Annotated in this window: 16 protein-coding genes; 12 read left to right on the plus strand and 4 right to left on the minus strand. The window is 63.5% G+C overall.

Going from position 1 to position 18,733, the window contains the following annotated elements:
* Nucleotides 1-146 precede the first annotated feature (146 nt).
* Entirely contained in the window at nucleotides 147-1,913 is a 1,767-nt protein-coding gene (locus FB597_RS14010) for a methyl-accepting chemotaxis protein (protein WP_144769875.1), read from the minus strand.
* Between the two features lie 353 nt (nucleotides 1,914-2,266).
* Between FB597_RS14010 and dapC the strand changes: the two genes are divergently transcribed.
* The 9 genes from dapC to FB597_RS14060 all read left to right on the plus strand — a co-directional run bounded on the left by dapC (nucleotide 2,267) and on the right by FB597_RS14060 (nucleotide 12,573).
* Complete coding sequence (gene dapC, locus FB597_RS14020; RefSeq protein WP_144769877.1) at nucleotides 2,267-3,481, plus strand: succinyldiaminopimelate transaminase; 1,215 nt, start codon at nucleotides 2,267-2,269, stop codon at nucleotides 3,479-3,481.
* Nucleotides 3,482-3,549: 68 nt separating this feature from the next.
* Nucleotides 3,550-4,383 carry a 2,3,4,5-tetrahydropyridine-2,6-dicarboxylate N-succinyltransferase gene (gene dapD / locus FB597_RS14025; RefSeq protein ID WP_141915374.1) on the plus strand — a complete coding sequence of 278 codons (834 nt, stop codon included), beginning with the start codon at nucleotides 3,550-3,552 and terminating at the stop codon, nucleotides 4,381-4,383.
* 107 nt (nucleotides 4,384-4,490) lie between these two features.
* Entirely contained in the window at nucleotides 4,491-4,850 is a 360-nt protein-coding gene (locus FB597_RS14030) for an ArsC family reductase (protein WP_144769878.1), read from the plus strand.
* A 3-nt stretch (nucleotides 4,851-4,853) separates the two neighbouring features.
* A complete protein-coding gene (gene dapE / locus FB597_RS14035; RefSeq protein ID WP_141915379.1) occupies nucleotides 4,854-5,981 on the plus strand; it encodes a succinyl-diaminopimelate desuccinylase in 1,128 nt (375 codons plus the stop codon).
* 71 nt (nucleotides 5,982-6,052) lie between these two features.
* Nucleotides 6,053-7,657 (plus strand): methyltransferase regulatory domain-containing protein, encoded by a 1,605-nt coding sequence (locus tag FB597_RS14040; RefSeq protein ID WP_144769879.1) that lies wholly within the window; start codon nucleotides 6,053-6,055, stop codon nucleotides 7,655-7,657.
* Between the two features lie 274 nt (nucleotides 7,658-7,931).
* Nucleotides 7,932-8,825 (plus strand): 50S ribosomal protein L3 N(5)-glutamine methyltransferase, encoded by an 894-nt coding sequence (gene prmB, locus FB597_RS14045; RefSeq protein WP_144769880.1) that lies wholly within the window; start codon nucleotides 7,932-7,934, stop codon nucleotides 8,823-8,825.
* Nucleotides 8,826-8,876: 51 nt separating this feature from the next.
* Nucleotides 8,877-10,859 (plus strand): ATP-binding cassette domain-containing protein, encoded by a 1,983-nt coding sequence (locus FB597_RS14050; protein WP_141915388.1) that lies wholly within the window; start codon nucleotides 8,877-8,879, stop codon nucleotides 10,857-10,859.
* A gap of 181 nt (nucleotides 10,860-11,040) precedes the next feature.
* Nucleotides 11,041-11,844, plus strand: coding sequence for a cystine ABC transporter substrate-binding protein (locus tag FB597_RS14055; protein WP_141915391.1), 804 nt, complete (start codon nucleotides 11,041-11,043; stop codon nucleotides 11,842-11,844).
* A 69-nt stretch (nucleotides 11,845-11,913) separates the two neighbouring features.
* Nucleotides 11,914-12,573, plus strand: a complete 660-nt coding sequence (locus FB597_RS14060; RefSeq protein ID WP_183405861.1) for an amino acid ABC transporter permease — start codon at nucleotides 11,914-11,916, stop codon at nucleotides 12,571-12,573.
* Between the two features lie 169 nt (nucleotides 12,574-12,742).
* On the opposite strand, the gene FB597_RS14065 is transcribed toward FB597_RS14060, so the two are convergent.
* Entirely contained in the window at nucleotides 12,743-13,024 is a 282-nt protein-coding gene (locus tag FB597_RS14065; protein WP_141915395.1) for a hypothetical protein, read from the minus strand.
* Nucleotides 13,025-13,195: 171 nt separating this feature from the next.
* Between FB597_RS14065 and ompR the strand changes: the two genes are divergently transcribed.
* The 3 genes from ompR to FB597_RS14080 are packed head-to-tail and all read left to right on the plus strand — an operon-like array spanning nucleotide 13,196 to nucleotide 15,933.
* Nucleotides 13,196-13,957 carry a two-component system response regulator OmpR gene (gene ompR / locus FB597_RS14070; RefSeq protein ID WP_141915397.1) on the plus strand — a complete coding sequence of 254 codons (762 nt, stop codon included), beginning with the start codon at nucleotides 13,196-13,198 and terminating at the stop codon, nucleotides 13,955-13,957.
* 43 nt (nucleotides 13,958-14,000) lie between these two features.
* Complete coding sequence (locus tag FB597_RS14075) at nucleotides 14,001-15,362, plus strand: sensor histidine kinase (RefSeq protein ID WP_141915399.1); 1,362 nt, start codon at nucleotides 14,001-14,003, stop codon at nucleotides 15,360-15,362.
* On the plus strand, nucleotides 15,355-15,933 hold the full coding sequence (locus FB597_RS14080) for a flagellar protein FlhE (protein ID WP_144769881.1): 579 nt from the start codon (nucleotides 15,355-15,357) through the stop codon (nucleotides 15,931-15,933). The genes FB597_RS14075 and FB597_RS14080 overlap by 8 nt, the downstream gene beginning before the upstream one ends.
* Nucleotides 15,934-15,962: 29 nt before the next feature.
* On the opposite strand, the gene radA is transcribed toward FB597_RS14080, so the two are convergent.
* Both radA and alr read right to left on the minus strand, forming a co-directional pair.
* Nucleotides 15,963-17,348, minus strand: coding sequence for a DNA repair protein RadA (gene radA / locus FB597_RS14085; RefSeq protein WP_144769882.1), 1,386 nt, complete (start codon nucleotides 17,346-17,348; stop codon nucleotides 15,963-15,965).
* A gap of 44 nt (nucleotides 17,349-17,392) precedes the next feature.
* Entirely contained in the window at nucleotides 17,393-18,472 is a 1,080-nt protein-coding gene (gene alr / locus FB597_RS14090; RefSeq protein ID WP_144769883.1) for an alanine racemase, read from the minus strand.
* Between the last annotated feature and the right edge of the window lie 261 nt (nucleotides 18,473-18,733).

Here is an 18,733-nt window from a genome sequence, read left to right on the forward strand (position 1 = left end):
TCGCCAGCCCCCGACTCGGCCAAATGACGGGCCATTTGCCGGATGACGAGCGCTGCCCCTGGCAATGCAAAAAGACGCCGCGCTTCAAGCCGCGGCGTCTTTCGATCCGTCTTTCCCGCTCGTCTTCCCGCTTTTCCCGAAGACAATCAGAAGGTCTCCCACTCGCCATCGTCGATAGCTGGCTTGCCCTTGGCGGGCGCGGGCTTCGGCGCCGGCAAAGGCGCGGCGGCAGCCGGCCTGGGCCTGGGCGTGGCCAGCGGCGCTTTCGGCACGGCAGGCCGGGCAACGGCCGCTGGCCGGTGCGCCGCCGTCGTCGGCGCCGGGGATACCGTCACCGGCGCGGGCGGCACAGCTGCATTGGCCCCCTCTTCGACCTGGAATGCCGCTACCGCCTGCTTGAGGCGGCGCGCCTGCTCTTCCAGCGAACCGGCGGCCGCGGCGGCCTGTTCGACCAATGCCGCGTTCTGCTGCGTTACCTGGTCCATCTGGCCGATCGCATGGTTGACCTGTTCGATGCCATTGCGCTGCTCTTCGGATGCCGCCGAAATCTCGCCGACGATGTCGGTCAGGCGCCGCACCGCGGACACCACTTCGCCCATGGTCTGGCCGGCGCGCGCCACCTGCTCCGAGCCGCTGCCCACGCGCTGCACCGAATCCTCGATCAGGGCCTTGATCTCCTTGGCTGCCTGCGCGCTGCGCTGGGCCAGGCTGCGCACCTCCGATGCCACCACCGCGAAACCGCGCCCTTGTTCGCCGGCGCGGGCGGCTTCCACCGCCGCGTTCAGCGCCAGGATGTTGGTCTGGAAGGCGATGCCGTCGATCACGCCGATGATGTCGGAAATCTTGCGCGAGCTTTCGGTGATGCCTTCCATGGTCTGCACCACCTGCCCCACCACTTCGCCGCCGCGGCTGGCGATATCGGAAGCGCTGTTGGCCAACTGGCCGGCCTGGCGCGCATTGTCGGCGTTCTGCTTCACCGTCGAAGTCAGCGAATCCATGCTGGAGGCGGTGGTGGCCAGCGAGCCGGCCTGCTGTTCGGTGCGCGAGGACAGGTCGAGGTTGCCGGCGGCGATCTCGCGCGCGCCGATATCGATGGCATCGGTGCCGTGGTGGATGCCCTTGATCACCGTCGCCAGGCGTTCGCGCATGGTTGCCATTTCGTACAGCAGGCTCTTGGTGTCGCCGGGACGCGTGTCGACGCGCACGGTCAGGTCGCCGGCGGCGATGCGGGTGGCGATATTGACCGCATAGGCCGGCTCGCCGCCCAGGCTGCGCGTGATGCGGCGGGTGATGGCCAGCATCATGGCCGAGACCACCACGCCCACCACCAGCAGGATGCCCAGCAGCTTGAACAGGTCGGAACGGAATTTGGCTTCGACATCGTTGAGGAACACGCCTGTGACCAGATACCAGTCCCAGGCCTGGTTATGGATCAGGTAACTCAGCTTGCGGGTGCGGTTATTGTCGTCGGCGCCGGGCAGGCGTCCCATGTACTCGACAAAGCCTTGCTTCTGCTCCTTGCCGACCTTGACCATCTCGACGTAGTAGAGCTTGCCGTCCGAATCCTTGCGATCGGCCACATTCTTGCCGACCACGTTCTTGTTGGTCGGGTGCATCAGCACCACCGGGGCGGAGTCGAACACGAACAGGTAATTGTCGCCGTCGTAACGCATGGCGGCGATGCGTTCCAAGGCGGCCTTCTGGGCATCGGCCTGCTGCATGCGGCCGGCGGCAACCTCGTTCACATAGCTGGAGACCACGCCATTGGCGGCCTCCACCACACGGCGCAGTCCTTCCTTGCGCTCGTTGACCATGTTTTCCCGCGCGCTGAAGGCTGACCATGCAGCCAGCGTCAACAGGCCTATCCACATGACGACGAGCGCGAACAGGAGTTGTGCTTTGAGACTTTTCATTACTTTTTCTCCGCAACAGGCTGCCGGCGCCAAAGAGCGCCGGAAATGAGTATTTCTTGATGATTATTTTGGCGAACTGCAACAATACGCCACAAGCCAGCCCGACAATCGCATGAATACACCGCCATCGCCCCCGCGATTGTTGCGATTGAATCATCGGCAATCCGCCCTTCCGGCCTGTCGCCGGCTGCCGTTTCCAAGTCGTTTCCGAGCTGTTTCACCCAGCATTGGACGGCGGCGGCGCTTCATCGGAGCTGGTTAATGACGGTATAATCCCGAGCTTTCCCCTGCACCTTGCCAAAGGCCGCCGGCGGCATGCCGGCCAGGCCTCAGGATCTTTCCAGTTCAGCACCGTGAATCCCTTACTCGACCAGTTACAGCCCTATCCCTTTGAAAAGCTGAAGAAGCTGTTTGCCGGCGTCACGCCCGACCCCGCCTACCGCCCCATCAGCCTGGGCATAGGCGAACCCAAGCATCCGACGCCGTCCTTCATCCAGAAGGCGCTGGCCGACAATCTCGCGGGCCTGGCCACTTACCCCGCCACCCTGGGCAGCGAAGCCCTGCGCGGCGCCATCGCCGACTGGCTGGAACGCCGCTACGGCATTGCGCGGCCCGATCCTGCGACCGAGGTGCTGCCGGTCAACGGCTCGCGCGAGGCGCTGTTCTCGCTCACGCAAACCGTGGTCGATCCGACCCGGCCCGGCGCATTGGTGATGTGCCCCAACCCGTTCTACCAGATCTACGAAGGCGCGGCCTACCTGGCCGGCGCCCAGCCGTATTTCGTCAACTCCGATCCGGCGCGCAACTTCGCGCCCGATTTCAGCCAGGTGCCGGAAGAGGTCTGGTCGCGCGTGCAACTGCTGTTCGTGTGCTCGCCGGGCAACCCGACCGGCGCCGTGCTGTCGCTGGAAGACTGGAAGGAACTGTTCGCGCTGTCGGACCGCTACGGCTTCGTGATCGCTTCCGATGAGTGCTATTCGGAAATCTATTTCAAGAAAGAAGCGCCGCTGGGCGGCATGGAAGCGGCGCACAAGTTGGGCCGTACCGGCTATCCGCGCCTGATCTCGTTCTCCAGCCTGTCCAAGCGCTCCAACGTGCCGGGCATGCGCTCGGGCTTCGTGGCCGGCGATGCCGCCATCCTGAAGAAATTCCTGCTCTACCGCACCTACCACGGCGGCGCCATGAGCCCGTCGATCCAGGCGGCTTCGGTGGCGGCGTGGCAGGATGAGACGCACGTACAGGACAACATCGCCAAGTACGTGGCCAAGTTTTCGCAAGTCACGCCGCTGCTGCAGGAAGTGCTGGACGTGGCCCTGCCCGACGCCAGCTTCTACCTGTGGGCGCACGTGGGCAAGCTGGCCGGCATCGGCGACGAGGAATTCGCCCGCCGCCTGTACGCCGAATATAATGTCACCGTCTTGCCGGGCAGTTACCTCGCGCGCGAGGCGCACGGCATCAATCCGGGCGCCGGCCGCATCCGCATGGCCCTGGTGGCCGAAGTGGATGAATGCCTGGAGGCGGCGCAACGCATCGTTGCCTTCGCCAGGAAACTGGCCGCCGGCAAATAGGCCCCAATCAGCCCAACGCATACCGCAATCCGTTTTTATTTTTCACCCAACCGTTCATCGACATCAACATGACACAGTCCATTCAGCAAATCATCGACCAGGCGTGGGAAGACCGCGCCAGCCTGTCCCCCAAGACCGCTCCGGCAGACATCCGCAATGCGGTGGCTGAAGTGATCGCAGGTCTCAACGATGGCACCCTGCGCGTCGCCAACCGCCAAGGCGTCGGCCAGTGGGAAGTCAACCAATGGGTGAAGAAGGCCATCCTGCTGTCGTTCCGCCTGGAAGACAACGTGCCGATGTCGGCCGGCGCCGGCTACCCGCAGTTCTACGACAAGGTGCCGACCAAGTTCGCCAACTACACCGCTGAAGATTTCGCCCGCGGCGGCTTCCGCGTGGTGCCGCCGGCGGTTGCCCGCCACGGCTCCTTCATCGGCCGGAACGTGGTGCTGATGCCGTCCTACGTCAACATCGGCGCCTACGTCGATGAAGGCGCCATGGTCGACACCTGGGCTACAGTGGGTTCGGCCGCGCAGATCGGCAAGAACGTCCACCTGTCCGGCGGCGTGGGCATTGGCGGCGTGCTGGAGCCGGTGCAGGCCGGCCCGGTCATCATCGAAGACAACTGCTTCATCGGCGCCCGCTCGGAAGTCGTCGAAGGCGTGATCGTCGAAGAGAACTCGGTGCTGTCGATGGGCGTGTACATCGGCCAGTCGACCAAGATCTACGACCGCGAAACCGGCGAAGTGCATTACGGCCGCGTGCCGGCCGGCTCCGTCGTGGTGCCGGGCAACCTGCCGTCCAAGGACGGCAAGTACAGCCTGTACGCCGCGATCATCGTCAAGAAGGTCGACGCCCAGACCCGTTCGAAGACCTCGATCAACGAACTGCTGCGCGGCGAGTAATCACCGACGCAAGCTGTCCCCATGCGCCGCGCCGGCTGTCTTGCACACCGGCGCGGCGTCGTATTCTGAAGCGCACCGATCGCGCCGCATTGAACGAGTAAAAGAGCATGGCAAAAGACATCACGCTGTACGGCATCCCCAATTGCGACACGGTCAAGAAAGCCCGCGTGTGGCTGGACGAGCAAGGCATCGCCTACACCTTCCACGATTTCAAGAAAGCCGGGCTGGATGCCGCGCAGGCGCACGCCTGGCTGAAAGACGTCGAGCGCGACGTGCTGGTCAACCGCAAGGGCACCACCTGGCGCGCGCTGCCGGACGAACGCAAGGCTGCGATCACCGATGACGCCGCCGCGGTGGCGCTGATGGTGGAAAACCCATCGGTGGTCAAGCGTCCGGTGCTGTTCGACGGCAAGCAATATCACGTCGGCTTCAAGGCCGACCAGTATCAACACATTTTCGGCAAATAAATCATGAGCAAGACGCTGGCCCTGACCCAGGAACTGATTTCCCTCTCCTCCGTCACCCCTGAAGACAAAGGCTGCCAGGCGCGGCTGGCGGAACTGCTCGCGCCGCTGGGCTTCGTGTGCGAGACCATCCAGTCCGGCGACGTCACCAACCTGTGGGCGCGCAAAGGCACGGCGCAGCCGCTGCTGGTATTCGCCGGGCATACCGACGTGGTGCCGACCGGCCCGCTGGACAAATGGCAATCGCCGCCATTCGTGCCGACCCAGCGCGACGGCAAGCTGTTCGGCCGCGGCGCCTCCGACATGAAGACCTCGATTGCCGCCATGGTCGTGGCCTGCGAGGAATTCATCGCGGCCAATCCCGGCCACCAGGGCTCGATCGGCTTCCTGATCACCAGCGACGAGGAAGGCCCGGCCACCGACGGCACCGTGGTCGTCTGCAATCAACTCAAGGCGCGCGGCGAGCAGCTCGATTACTGCATCGTCGGCGAACCGACCTCGGCCAGGACCCTGGGCGACATGATCAAGAACGGCCGCCGCGGCACCATGTCCGGCAAGCTGACCGTCAAGGGCGTCCAGGGCCACATCGCCTACCCGCAACTGGCGCGCAACCCGATCCACCAGGCCGCGCCCGCGCTGGCCGAACTGGTGGCCGAACAATGGGATGCCGGCAACGAATACTACCTGCCGACTTCCTGGCAGGTTTCCAACATCCACGGCGGCACCGGCGCCTCCAACGTGATCCCGGGCGACGTGGTGATCGACTTCAACTTCCGCTTCTCCACCGCCAGCACCGTCGAAGGCCTGCAGCAACGCGTACACGCCATCCTCGACAGGCACGGCCTGGAATACGACCTGAAGTGGACCGTCGGCGGCCTGCCCTTCCTGACCCCGCGCGGCACGCTGAGCGATGCGCTGTCGTCGGCGATCAAGGCCGAGACCGGGCTCGATACCGAACTGTCGACCACCGGCGGCACTTCCGACGGCCGTTTCATTGCGCAGATCTGCCCGCAAGTGATCGAGTTCGGACCGCCCAACGACAGCATCCACAAGATCGACGAATACATCGAAGTGCGCCATATCGATCCGCTGAAGAACATTTATCGCCGTACGCTGGAAAATTTATTGTTATAGTCAAAACTCCTGGCTGAGCCATCGTAAGCCGGCGTTCTCCTCGATATCACTTCTACTGACCTTGGAGCCTCATGGATACAAGCAATCAAAGCAGTATTGAACGGACTTACGATCAGACGCCTTACACCTCGCATCCGATAGTCGGGACCGCGCTGGAACATCTCGCCGCGGTTGCCTGGCTATTCGGCATCGACACTCCCGATCCGGCCACGGCCAAGGTGCTGGAACTGGGCAGCGCATCGGGCGGCAATCTCATCCCGCATGCGCAACGCCATCCCGAAGGCCATTATCTGGGCATCGACCTGTCGCAAGTGCAGGTCGATGCCGGCCAGCGCCGCATCGACGCGCTGGGCTTGCGCAATATCGCCTTGCAGCGCATGAGCATTGCCGACATCACGCCAGAAACCGGCACCTTCGACTACATCATTTGCCACGGCGTCTACAGCTGGGTGCCGCCGGAAATACAAGACCACATACTGCGCGTGTGCGCGCAAAACCTGTCGCCGCAAGGCCTGGCCTTCGTCAGCTACAACACCTATCCGGGCTGGAAGTTCAAGGAAACCATCCGTGACGCGATGCTCTATCGCGGCAGCAAGTTTGCCGACCCGAAGCAAAAACTCGGGCACGCCTACGGCATGATCAACTTCATGCGCGAGATGACCGCGCCCAACAGCCTGATGCGGCAAGTGCTGGATGCGCATGCCGAGTCGTCCCGGGGGCTGAGCGAGGATTACCTGTTGCATGAATACCTGGAACTGCACAATGCGCCGTGCTACCTGAGCGAATTCGTCAGCCGCGCGCAGCCGCATGGATTGGCCTATTTTGCCAACAGCGAAGTGCCGCCGATGTTCGTCAGCAACCTGGGCCCGGATGCCGCGCAACCGCTGCTGCGCGAGTGCGGCGACGACCAGGTGGCGATCGAGCAATATATCGATTTCCTGACCAACCGCCAGTTCCGCCAGACCCTGCTGCTGCCGGCGCAACGCCAAAGCGAGATTCGCTACCGCCTCGACAAGGCGCGCCTGGCCGACTTCCATTACGCTGGCAACTATCACACCGGCGCCGTGCCTTCGACGCCGGACGACCAGCCGCAGGTATTTTATGCCGGCAACTTGCAGATCAACGTATCGCACGCGATCGGCAAGGCCGCCTTGCTGGCGCTGGCGAAAGCCTTCCCCGGCACGCTGACGCTGCCGCAAATCGTCGAGGCCGCCCAGAAAATGCTGGAACGCGAGCAGGCCGAAGACGCCGACCTCATTCTGGCGCTGCTGGAACACCTGCTCATGCGCGGCCTCGTGCGTTTCCGCCGGCAGGCGGTGCCGGCATCGGCGGGCATCTCGAAACAACCGCTGGCGGCCTTTTCGACGCCGGCCGATGCGCGCCTCGATCCGCGGCAAAGCGTGGCCAATCTGTGGCACGAACACACCACGCTCAACGTCATCGAATGCCTGCTGCTGCCGGTGCTGGACGGGCAACACACGCAAACGCAGCTCGTCGAACATCTCAAATTGCAAGAACAGCAAGGTTTCTGCAAATTCATGACGACGGCCGGCGAACTGGTGACCGACCCGAAGCAGATCCACGCCTGCGCCATCGAACACGTTGTCACTTCGCTGACGTCTCTGAAAAATAAAGCCATGCTCAGGACCAATGCCGTCCAGTCCAGCGCAGGATAAACGGCATTTTCATGCGTGTTGGCGAAGTCCCGCGCCCTTTCGGCATGACGCGCCAGGGACGGCTTGATCCTCCCTTACGCCCTGCCCGGTTATAATGCGCCGGGCTTGCGGTTCGACGCCTGCGTCCCTGCGCATTCCCATGCCGATGCCGGCAGTGCGCAGAAACCGCTTGCGCGGCAACCGCTTTGCCGCCGCATCCCCAGAAAGCACCGCAGCGCCCGGATCGACATCCGCATTGCCCATACACCCGTTTTTACAGACCGACCACGCCAGCATGACAACACATCACTTTTCCACCTTGCGCGATATGCTGCGCTACATGGTGACCCGCTTCAATCGCGCCGGCATCTTCTTCGGCCACGGCAGCAACAATGCGTTTGATGAAGCCGCCTATCTCGCGCTGCACACCCTGAACCTGCCGCTCGACCGGCTGGAGCCGTTTCTCGATGCCCGCCTGCTGCCCGATGAACTGGCGGCCCTGCAGCACGTTATCGAACTGCGCACCGAACAGCGGATGCCGGCGGCCTACATCACCAAGGAAGCCTGGCTGGGCAGTTATCGCTTTTACGTCGACGAGCGCGTGATCGTGCCGCGTTCCTTCATTGCCGAACTGATCCCTGAATATTTCTCGCCGTGGGTGCAGGATCCGGCGCAGATCGAAAACGCGCTCGACCTCTGCACCGGTTCGGGCTGCCTGCCGGTTCTGCTGGCGGACGCCTTCCCGCAGGCGCATATCGACGCCGTCGACATCTCGCCGCAAGCCTTGCAAGTGGCGCGCCGCAACGTCGACGATTACGAACTGGGCGAGCGCATCAGTCTGGTCGAATCCGATCTCTACGCCAAGCTGCCGCCGCGCCAATACGACCTGATCATCAGCAACCCGCCCTACGTCAATGCCGGCTCCATGAGCAAGCTGCCCAAGGAATACCTGCAAGAGCCGCAAATCGCGCTGGCAGGCGGCGAGGACGGCATGGATCTGGTGCGCAAGATCGTCAAGGGCGCGGCGCAGCGCCTGACCCCGCACGGCGTATTGGTCGTTGAAATCGGCAACGAACGGGCGCACGCCGAAGCCGCCTTCCCGGAACTGGAACTGACCTGGGTCTCGACCAGCGCGGGCGACGATATGGTGTTCCTGTTGACCGCCGACCAGTTGCAGGACCTGGCGTAAATCCGCCGGCGTCCTTAGTGTAGTTTTCTCTTCTTTGATTGCTGTTTCACGATGATCCGTTTTCATCAGGTTTCCCTCGCCCGCGGCGTCAAGCCGCTGTTCGAGAATGTCGACCTCACGCTTAACCCGGGCGACAAGATCGGCCTGATCGGCGCCAACGGCGCCGGCAAATCCAGCCTGTTCGCCATGCTGCGCGGCGAACTGCATGCCGACCAGGGCGATATCGGCTTTCCCGCCAAGTGGCGCATGGCCTATGTGGCGCAGGAAACGCCCGCGCTGGAGCGCGCCGCCATCGAATATGCGATCGACGGCGACGCCCACCTGCGCCAGCTGGAGGCGGCGCTGGCCGAGGCGCAAGCCGACAGCGCCGCCAACGGCACCCGCATCGCCGAACTGCACACCGCGCTGGCCGACGCCGATGCCTATACCGTGCGCTCGCGCGGCGAGCAATTGCTGCTGGGGCTGGGCTTTTCGCTGGAACAGATGGAACGCCCGGTGGCCAGCTTCTCGGGCGGCTGGCGCATGCGCCTGAACCTGGCGCAGGCGCTGATGTGCCCGTCCGATCTGCTGCTGCTGGATGAACCGACCAACCACCTGGACCTGGACGCCATCATCTGGCTGGAAGACTGGCTCAAGCGCTACCAGGGCACGCTGATCATCATCTCCCACGACCGCGACTTCCTCGACGGCGTGGTCAACGTGATCGTCCACATCGACGATCGCAAGCTGAAACGCTATTCCGGCAACTACTCCTCCTTCGAGCGCCAGCGCTCGGCGCAACTGGAACTGATGGCCGGCATGATCGAAAAGCAGCAGCGCCAGCGCGCCCACCTGCAATCCTTCATCGACCGCTTCAAGGCCAAGGCCACCAAGGCGCGCCAGGCGCAAAGCCGCATGAAGGCGCTGGCCAAGATGGAAGAACTGGCGCCGCTGCGCGCGGCAGCCGAGTTCTCGTTCGAGTTCCGCGAACCCTTGTCGGCGCCCAATCCGCTGCTGGTGATGGAGAAGGTCAATGCCGGTTACCGCATCGAGGGCAAAGGTAGCGAGCCGGACCAGGAAAAAGTGATCGTGCGCGGCATCGACTTCTCGCTGCAAAGCGGCCAGCGCATCGGCCTGCTGGGCGTCAACGGCGCCGGCAAATCGACCCTGATCAAGACCGTGGCGGGCGAGATCGATCCGCTGTCGGGCACGGCGCGCCTGGGCAAGGGACTGGTGATCGGATACTTCGCCCAGCACCAGGTCGAGATGCTGCGCCACGACGAGTCGCCGCTGTGGCACATGACGCGGCTGGCGCCGGATGTGCGCGAGCAAGAACTGCGCAACTTCCTCGGCAGCTTCAACTTCAACGGCACCATGGCTACCTCCTCGATCGCGCCGTTCTCCGGCGGCGAAAAGGCGCGCCTGGCGCTGGCGCTGATCGTCTGGCAACGCCCCAACCTGCTGCTGCTGGACGAACCGACCAACCACCTCGACCTCGAAACCCGCGAAGCGCTGACCATGGCGCTGGCGCAGTTCGACGGCACGCTGGTGCTGGTCTCCCACGATCGCCACCTGCTGCGCGCCACCACCGACCAGTTCCTGATCGTGGCCGACGGCAAGCTGCAGCCCTTCGACGGCGACCTGGACGATTACAAGGACTGGCTGTTCAAGACCAAGCTGGCCGCGCGCAACGATGCCGCCGCCGCGCCATCGGCACCCTTGCCCGGCAAGGCCGCGGCCGAGCCGGAACCGGTGGTGTCGCTGGCCGACCGTAAGGAACAAAAACGCCTGGAAGCCGAGCAGCGGCAAAGAATGTCGGCGCTGAAAAAGCCCATCGAGCAGCGCATCAAGCGGCTCGACGAGCAGATCGCCAAGCTCAACGCCCGCAAGGCCGACATCGATGCTCGCCTGGCCCACCCGGACATCTACGATGCCGCCAACAAGGAAGAACTGAAGACCCTGATCACCGACCAGGCCTACTGCGCCAAGGAGCTCGACCAGCTGGAGAACGAGTGGCTGGAACAGCAGGAGGCGCTGGAGCAATTGCAAGCGTAAGAGCAGACATAAGGCCGCACGGCCGAATGCGATATCCTTGCGGCTGCCTGCCGTGCGCTTGCCCGCTGCATAAGCTTCCTACATCAATGTATGAAGCGAGCACTTGCACTTTGGCAAAACGAAGGCATCATTGCGGCCTGGCTGCTTTTTCCGCAGCATTCATTCAGAAAGGAAGCATGCGATGAACAAGAACTTCAAGCAATGGCTGCTGGCCGTCGCCGGCGCAACCCTGCTGGCATCGAGCCTGTCGGTTTCCGCCGCCGACCTGCTGCAGACGGTCAAGAGCCGCGGCACGCTGAAAGTGGCGCTGGAAGGCAACTATCCCCCGTTCAACTTCAAGGATCCCAAGACCGGTCAACTGACCGGCTTCGAGGTCGATGTCGCCAATCTGCTGGCGGCCAGGCTGGGCGTCAAGCCCGAATTCACCGCCACCGAGTGGAGCGGCATCCTGGCAGGCCTGGGCGCCGGCAAGTATGACGTGATCATCAACCAGGTCGGCATCACCGACGAGCGCCAAAAGGCTTTCGACTTTTCCGATCCGTACACCCTGTCGAGCGCGCAGCTGATCGTGCGCAAGGATGAGACGCGCCACTTCAACAGCCTGGACGACCTCAAGGGCAAGAAGCTCGGCCTGGGCCAGGGCACCAACTTCGAACAGAAGGCCAAGAGCGTGCCGGGCATCGATGTGCGCACCTATCCGGGTTCCCCGGAATACCTGGCCGATCTGGCCGCCGGGCGCATCGACGCGGCATTGAACGACAGCCTGCTGGTGAGCTATATCCTGAAGTCGACCAAGCTGCCGCTCAAGGGCGGCAACCCGGTGGGCGCGATCGACAAGATCGGCATCCCGTTCCGCAAGGGCAATCCCGAGTTCAAGGCGGCGCTGAACAAGGTCCTGGCCGAGATCAAGGCTGACGGCAGCTTCAAGCAGGCTTCCGAGAAATGGTTCGGCATTGACGTGAGCGAGCCGCCGAAAGCACAATAAGGCGCGCCTTGGGGCCAAGGAAGCAAACTATCCCCGCATCGCGGGGATAATTTTTTATATCGAATGCCTATGGAAATCGTAGAACTGCTGCAGCAAGCCGCTCCCACGCTGATGAGAGGTGTGGGCTACACCTTGCTGTTCGCGTTGTCGTCGATGATCGGCGGACTGGCCCTGGGGTTCGTGCTCGCGGTGGCGCGCATTGTGCCGTGGCGCCCGGTGCAATGGCCGGCGGTGCTCTACGTGAGCCTGATGCGCGGCACGCCGCTGCTGGTGCAGATCTTCGTCGTGTATTACGGCCTGCCCAGCGTGGGCATTGAATTCTCGCCGCTGGCCGCCGGCGTGCTGACCCTGAGCCTCAATGCCGGCGCCTACCTGTCCGAAAGCCTGCGCGGCGCCATCCTGGGCGTGACGCGCGGCCAATGGAATGCCGCCTACAGCATCGGCCTGACCTATTTCCAGACGCTGCGCTTCATCATCGTCCCGCAGGCGGTGCGCATCGCCGTGCCGGCCATGAGCAACACCCTCCTGAGCCTGATCAAGGACACCTCGCTGGTGTCGGTGATCACCGTCACCGAACTGATGCTGGCGACCAAGGAGGTCATCGCGGTGACCTTCCGCCCGCTGCCTTTGTACATCGCCGCCGCCTGTATTTATTGGGCCCTGAGCCTGTGCTTCGAGGCGCTGCAGCATCGCCTGGAGAAGAAGCTCGGGAAGGCCCATCAGAGCTAAGGCCCAAGCCTGCGCCTCATCTCTGCGCGGCGCAAAAAAAAATCCCGGACGAGGTTTTCGTCCGGAATTGTCTTTTCATAAAATTACCGCTTAACTGCAGTCTGCTGTATTCGATCCGCCACAGTTCGGTCGCCGCATGGAGAGGGAGCGGGAGTTTTATTTCCATCCATCAACGTTTGCCGCGGTAGATGTCCTGCCCGACTTCATTGATCTGGCGCCGCAATTCGCGCCGCTCGTCCGGACTCAGCTTGCCGCTGCGACGCTGTTCCTGCTCATTGATCATCTGGTTGCGATGATCCTGTTGACCGAATTCGATGCCGCGCGGCCTGAAGTCGCCCTGCGGCCCCGGCATCGGCCGGCCGCCTTGCGGAGGGCTCGCCATCGAGGCAGACGCCACTCCCAGCGCCAGCAACGCTGCCAGACAGAGCTTGTTGACTACTGCAATCTTCATAACGCGTTTTTCCACAAATTCGGAGAATCGGAACCGGATATCCTCGGCACGATTCCAGTGTAGGGCGCAGGGCGCGATGGTATAAGATGATTAAGGTAAGGTATGTAACACTTTGTAATGAATACTCGGACGCGACTTGCTCAAAATCGCGGAGACGCTACCATAGGCACCATGAACTCTACCAACGGCAATAATACTAATACGACAACATCCACCAATCAATTCAAAGTGTTGGTGGTGGATGACGATATTCGCTTGCGCGATCTGCTGCGCCGTTACCTGACCGAACAAGGTTTCAATGTCGTGACCGCGGAAAACGCCCAGGCGATGAACAAGCTGTGGATCCGCGAGCGCTACGACCTGCTGGTGCTCGACCTGATGCTGCCCGGCGAAGACGGCCTGGCCATCTGCCGCCGCCTGCGCGGCGCCGGCGACCAGACGCCGATCATCATGCTGACCGCCAAGGGCGAGGACGTGGACCGCATCATCGGCCTCGAAATGGGCGCCGACGATTACCTTCCCAAACCGTTCAACCCGCGCGAACTGGTGGCGCGCATCAACGCCGTGCTGCGCCGCAAGGGTCCCGACGAGCTGCCCGGCGCGCCGTCGGAAACGCCTGAAACCTTCGAGTTCGGCGATTTCATCCTGGACCTCGGCACCCGCACGCTGAAGAAAAACGGCGAGACCATCTCGCTGACCACCGGCGAATTCTCCGTGTTGAAAGTGTTCGCCCGCAATGCGCGCCAGCCGCTGTCGCGCGAGAAGCTGATGGAAATGGCGCGCGGCCGCGAATACGAAGTGTTCGACCGCAGCCTCGATGTGCAGATCTCGCGCCTGCGCAAGCTGATCGAACCGGATCCGGCCAATCCGCTCTACATCCAGACCGTGTGGGGCCTGGGCTACGTGTTCATTCCGGAAGGAAAACCGCGCTGATTCCCCGCTTCACCTTCACTGCCGCTCCTCTGGCCGTTCGCCGATGAAAGCCCGCACCCAATCAGGATGGTTTAGCAACGGCCTGTTCTGGCGCACCTTCTTCCTCCTGACCTTCCTGATCACCGCCAGCATGGTGGCGTGGGTGGCCAGCTTCCGCATGGTCGAACGCGGCCCGCGCGCGGAGCAGCTGGCCGCACAGATCGTGTCGGTGGTGACTATCACCCGCGCGGCGCTGACGCACTCGGCGCCCGAGATGCGACGCGAACTGCTGTTCGACCTGGCCAGCAACGAAGGCATCCGCATCTATCCGCTGGAAAAGACCGACAAGATCGTCCCGCCGGAAGACTCGCCCATCGTCCCGGAACTCGAATACTACGTGCGCGAGACGCTGGATGAGAACACCCTGTTTGCCTCCAGCGTCAACGATGTCGAGGGCTTCTGGATCAGTTTCAACATCGATGGCGACAAATACTGGCTGATGCTCGACCGCGGCCGGCTCGACCGCACCTCCAGCCTGCAATGGCTGGGCTGGGGCTCGATCGCGCTGTTCCTGTCGCTGATCGGCGCGGTGTTCATCTCCACCCTGATCAACCAGCCGCTGGCGCGCCTGACGGCCGCCGCGCGCGCCATCGGCAAGGGCCGGCAACCGGAACCGCTGCCGGAATCGGGCCCCACCGAAATCGAAGAGGCCAACCGCAGCTTCAACCAGATGGTGGCCGACATCAACCGCGTCGAATCGGACCGTGCCTTGATCCTGGCCGGCATTTCACATGACCTGCGCACGCCGCTGGCGCGCATGCAGCTGGAAGTGGAAATGGCCAACCTGTCCGACGAATCGCGCGACGGCATGCATTCCGACCTGGCGCAGATGGACAGCATCATCGGCCAGTTCCTCGACTACGCCAAACCCTTCGACGCCAACAGCCTGGACGCCGTCGACATCTCCGGCCTGCTGCTGGATGTGGCCGCCAATGCCACCCGCCTGCCCGACGTGAAGATCGCCACAGCGATCGCCCCCGGCGCCGAGATCGCCGGCGACGGCACCGAACTGGCGCGGGTGTTCAACAACCTGGTGGAAAACGCGCGCCGCTACGGCAAGACGCCGGGCACCGACTGTGCCGAAATCGACCTGCGCAGCCGCATCGAAGCCCACAACGTGGTGGTGGAAATCGCCGACCACGGCCCGGGCGTGCCCGACAGCGAATGCGAACGCCTGCTGCGCCCCTTCACCCGCCTCGATACCGCGCGCGGCCAGGCCAACGGCTCGGGCCTGGGGCTGGCGATCGTCAACCGCATCGTGTTGCGCCATAACGGCAAGCTGGTCCTCAAAGGCCATGAAGAAACCCGTGGCGGACTGGTGATCCAGATCACGCTGCCGCTGCTGCATCACCGCCGCCATGGCTGATTGCCGCCGCTTTGCGCGGCACATCGCGCCGCCGTTGTTGTTCGCCGGACTGCTGGGCATTGCCTGCGGCGCAAACGCCCAATCCTATGCCGACCGCAACTTCAGCGTGTCGCCCGCCGCCCGCGAAGGCGCCCGGCCGATCATCATCGTCTCCCCGGTACAGCCCGGCCCACCGCCTTCCCCTGCTCCCGCAGCGCCGAAATCGGGACCAATCGGCTCCTATGCATCGGATGCCGCCGGTCCCGACATCCGCGCCAAGAATGCCGACTACGCCACCCGCTTCCAGGTGGTCGGGCACATCCCTGCCGGCTCCACCATCAACAAAGTCGCCTGGCGTTATGGCGTGGCCAGGAAACCGCCGGGCTTCGAAGCCGTCCTGTGCTGGCAGGACGCCGCGACGTGCTGGACCGTCACCGATGCCAACACCGGCGACACCGACTTTTTCAACGGGAAGGATGCCGCCCGGCCGTTCATCCTGTTCTACCGCGTCAAGGGTAACGGCTACATGAAGGAAGGGCCGGTCAAGGGCGACATGAACCAGATCATCGTCACCTACGACGTGCCGGGCTGAGAACAGCCAGTAGATTCAGCCGGCAAGCTTCAGCCGGCGTAATCGTCGATCTCGCGCGACTTTTGCAAGGCGTCGTCGATGCGTTCCACCGCGATCACCTTCAAGCCCTCGATCGGCTGCTTGGGCGCATTGGCCTTGGGAATGACGGCAATCGAAAACCCCAGCTTGGCGGCTTCGCGCAGGCGCTCCTGGCCGCGCGGCGCGGGACGGATCTCGCCCGCCAGGCCGACTTCGCCGAACACCACCAGCCCGCGCGGCAGCGGCTTGTTGCGCATCGAGGAATTGATCGCCATCAGCACCGCCAGGTCGGCCGCCGGTTCGGTGATCTTGACGCCGCCCACGGCGTTGATGAACACATCCTGGTCGAACGCGGCGATGCCGGCATGCCGGTGCAGCACCGCCAGCAGCATCGCCAGCCGGTTCTGCTCCAGCCCCACCGACAGGCGACGGGCATTGGGCACATGCGAAGTATCGACCAGCGCCTGGATCTCCACCAGCAGCGGACGCGTTCCTTCCTGGGTGACCATCACGCACGAGCCGGGCACCTGGGTGTCATGCTGCGACAGGAACAGCGCCGAGGGATTGGACACGCCCTTCAAGCCCTTCTCGGTCATGGCGAACACGCCCAGCTCGTTGACCGCGCCGAAACGATTCTTGAAGGCGCGCACCAGGCGGAAACTGGAATGGGTATCGCCTTCAAAATACAGCACGGTATCGACGATATGCTCCAGCACGCGCGGGCCGGCCAGCGATCCTTCCTTGGTGACGTGGCCGACCATGATGATGGTGGTGCCGGAGGTCTTGGCCGCGCGCGTGAGTTGCGCCGCGCATTCGCGCACCTGCGCCACCGAGCCGGGGGCGGAAGTGAGCGCATCGGAATAGATGGTCTGGATAGAGTCGATCACCGCCACTTCCGGCTTGTGCTCGGCCAGCGTCGCCAGGATCTTTTCCAGCTGGATCTCGGCCTGCAACTGCAAGTCGCGCGCATCGACCGCCAATCGCTTGGCGCGCAGAGCGATTTGCGCGCCGGATTCCTCGCCGCTCACATACAGCGTCTTCTTCAGTTTGGAGATATTGGCCAGCGCCTGCAGCAGCAGCGTCGACTTGCCGATGCCGGGATCGCCGCCGATCAGCGCCACCCCGCCCGGCACCAGGCCGCCGCCCAGCACGCGGTCGAACTCTTCGATGCCGGTGCCAAAGCGCGGCACGTCGATCGCCTCGATATCGGCCAGGCTCAATACCGGCGCGGTCTGCGCCAGGCCTTGCGGCTGCGCGGAATAACGGTTCACGCCGGCCGGCTCGATCACGGTTTCGACCAACGTGTTCCATTGCCCGCATGCCGGACACTGGCCGGCCCACTTGTTGCTGACGCCGCCGCACTCGGTGCAGGTGTAATTGGTCTTCGCCTTCGCCATCGTTGCCTTGCTTTTCCTTTGTTTTGTTATGCCGCCGGTACGGCTTATTCCACTTCGCGCACTGCCACCCGCGGCGCCAGCGCGCACATCAGTTCATAGCCGATGGTGCCGGCTGCGAACGCGACCTCGTCGATCGGCAAGCCTTCGCCCCAGAGCAATACGCGGCTGCCGATGCCCGCGCCCGGCACGCCAGTCAGGTCGACCGCCATCATGTCCATCGACACCCGGCCGACGGTGCCGGTCTTGACGCCATCGACCACCACCGGCGTGCCGTTGGGCGCATGGCGCGGATAGCCGTCGGCGTAGCCGCAGGCCACCACCCCCACCTTCATCGGCTGGTCGGCCACGAAACGGCTGCCGTAACCGACCGCCTCGCCGGGCGCGATGTCCTGCACGCCAATAATCTTGCTCTCCAGCGTCATGGCCGGACGCAATCCGAAATCGGCCGCGCTGCCGCCGCCAGGGGTGCCGCCGTACAGCATGACGCCGGGACGCACCCAGTCGCAGGCCAGTTCGCCGTGCAGCAGGTCGGCCGCCGAATTGCACAGGCTCTTGGGCCCTGCCAACCCTTGCGTGCCGGCATTGAAACGCCTGACCTGCTCTTGCAGCGACAAGTCGGGATTGCCGGCGTCGTCGGCATTGGCGAAGTGGGTCATCATCGTGACGCTGCGCACCGAAGCAATCTTCTTGAGCCGTTCGTAGGCGGCGCGGTAGGCATCGGGCTTGAAGCCAAGGCGGTTCATGCCGCTGTTCATCTTCAGGTGAGCATGCAGCCCGGCCTCGGTGGCGAACGTCTCCAGCATGGCGATCTGTTCGTTGCAATGCACCGCGAACTGGATATCGTGCCGGGCCAGGAGCGGCAGATCATCGGCATCGAAGAATCCTTCCAGCAGCAAGATGGGTTTCTGCCAGCCCAGTTCGCGCAGCCGCAGCGCGTAGTCCACTTCGACCAGGGCCAGGCCGTCGGCCTGGGCCAGGCCGCGCATGGCGCGCTCCAGCCCGTGTCCGTAGGCATTGGCCTTGACCACGCCCCATACCCTGGCATCAGGTGCATGGGCGCGGGCAACGGCCAGATTGTGTTGAAGAGCAGAAATGCTGATGGAAGCGACGATCGGTCTTGGCATGATGAACGGTGGCCGGTTAAGCGATGGCAAAGGCGGGGCAATACGACAAATACGAGAACCGGATCGAAAACCCCGGCTGCTGCGCCGCAAATCGCCCGGAAGTTTGCCCTGCCGGGGAACAAGCGGGCATTTTACCGGACGAATATCTTTCAGGTCAGGCCAGGGCTTGTTAACATTCAATTTACGCCCGCTGGATGCAACGCATCTCGCAAATCAAATGTTAACAGGCCCTAATCATTGGCACGCCATGGTTTCATGGTA

The sequence above is a fragment of the Herbaspirillum sp. SJZ099 genome, from assembly GCF_007828355.1.
GTDB lineage: Bacteria > Pseudomonadota > Gammaproteobacteria > Burkholderiales > Burkholderiaceae_D > Herbaspirillum.

Coding starts and splice junctions, on each gene's coding strand:
- radA (WP_144769882.1), bottom strand. CDS start 17,348: ATGGCGAAGGCGAAGACCAATTACACCTGCACCGAGTGCGGCGGCGTC.
- FB597_RS14060 (WP_183405861.1), top strand. CDS start 11,914: ATGGAAATCGTAGAACTGCTGCAGCAAGCCGCTCCCACGCTGATGAGA.
- FB597_RS14010 (WP_144769875.1), bottom strand. CDS start 1,913: ATGAAAAGTCTCAAAGCACAACTCCTGTTCGCGCTCGTCGTCATGTGG.
- FB597_RS14075 (WP_141915399.1), top strand. CDS start 14,001: ATGAAAGCCCGCACCCAATCAGGATGGTTTAGCAACGGCCTGTTCTGG.
- FB597_RS14080 (WP_144769881.1), top strand. CDS start 15,355: ATGGCTGATTGCCGCCGCTTTGCGCGGCACATCGCGCCGCCGTTGTTG.
- dapE (WP_141915379.1), top strand. CDS start 4,854: ATGAGCAAGACGCTGGCCCTGACCCAGGAACTGATTTCCCTCTCCTCC.
- FB597_RS14040 (WP_144769879.1), top strand. CDS start 6,053: ATGGATACAAGCAATCAAAGCAGTATTGAACGGACTTACGATCAGACG.
- dapD (WP_141915374.1), top strand. CDS start 3,550: ATGACACAGTCCATTCAGCAAATCATCGACCAGGCGTGGGAAGACCGC.
- FB597_RS14050 (WP_141915388.1), top strand. CDS start 8,877: ATGATCCGTTTTCATCAGGTTTCCCTCGCCCGCGGCGTCAAGCCGCTG.
- prmB (WP_144769880.1), top strand. CDS start 7,932: ATGACAACACATCACTTTTCCACCTTGCGCGATATGCTGCGCTACATG.
- alr (WP_144769883.1), bottom strand. CDS start 18,472: ATGCCAAGACCGATCGTCGCTTCCATCAGCATTTCTGCTCTTCAACAC.
- ompR (WP_141915397.1), top strand. CDS start 13,196: ATGAACTCTACCAACGGCAATAATACTAATACGACAACATCCACCAAT.
- FB597_RS14065 (WP_141915395.1), bottom strand. CDS start 13,024: ATGAAGATTGCAGTAGTCAACAAGCTCTGTCTGGCAGCGTTGCTGGCG.
- FB597_RS14030 (WP_144769878.1), top strand. CDS start 4,491: ATGGCAAAAGACATCACGCTGTACGGCATCCCCAATTGCGACACGGTC.
- FB597_RS14055 (WP_141915391.1), top strand. CDS start 11,041: ATGAACAAGAACTTCAAGCAATGGCTGCTGGCCGTCGCCGGCGCAACC.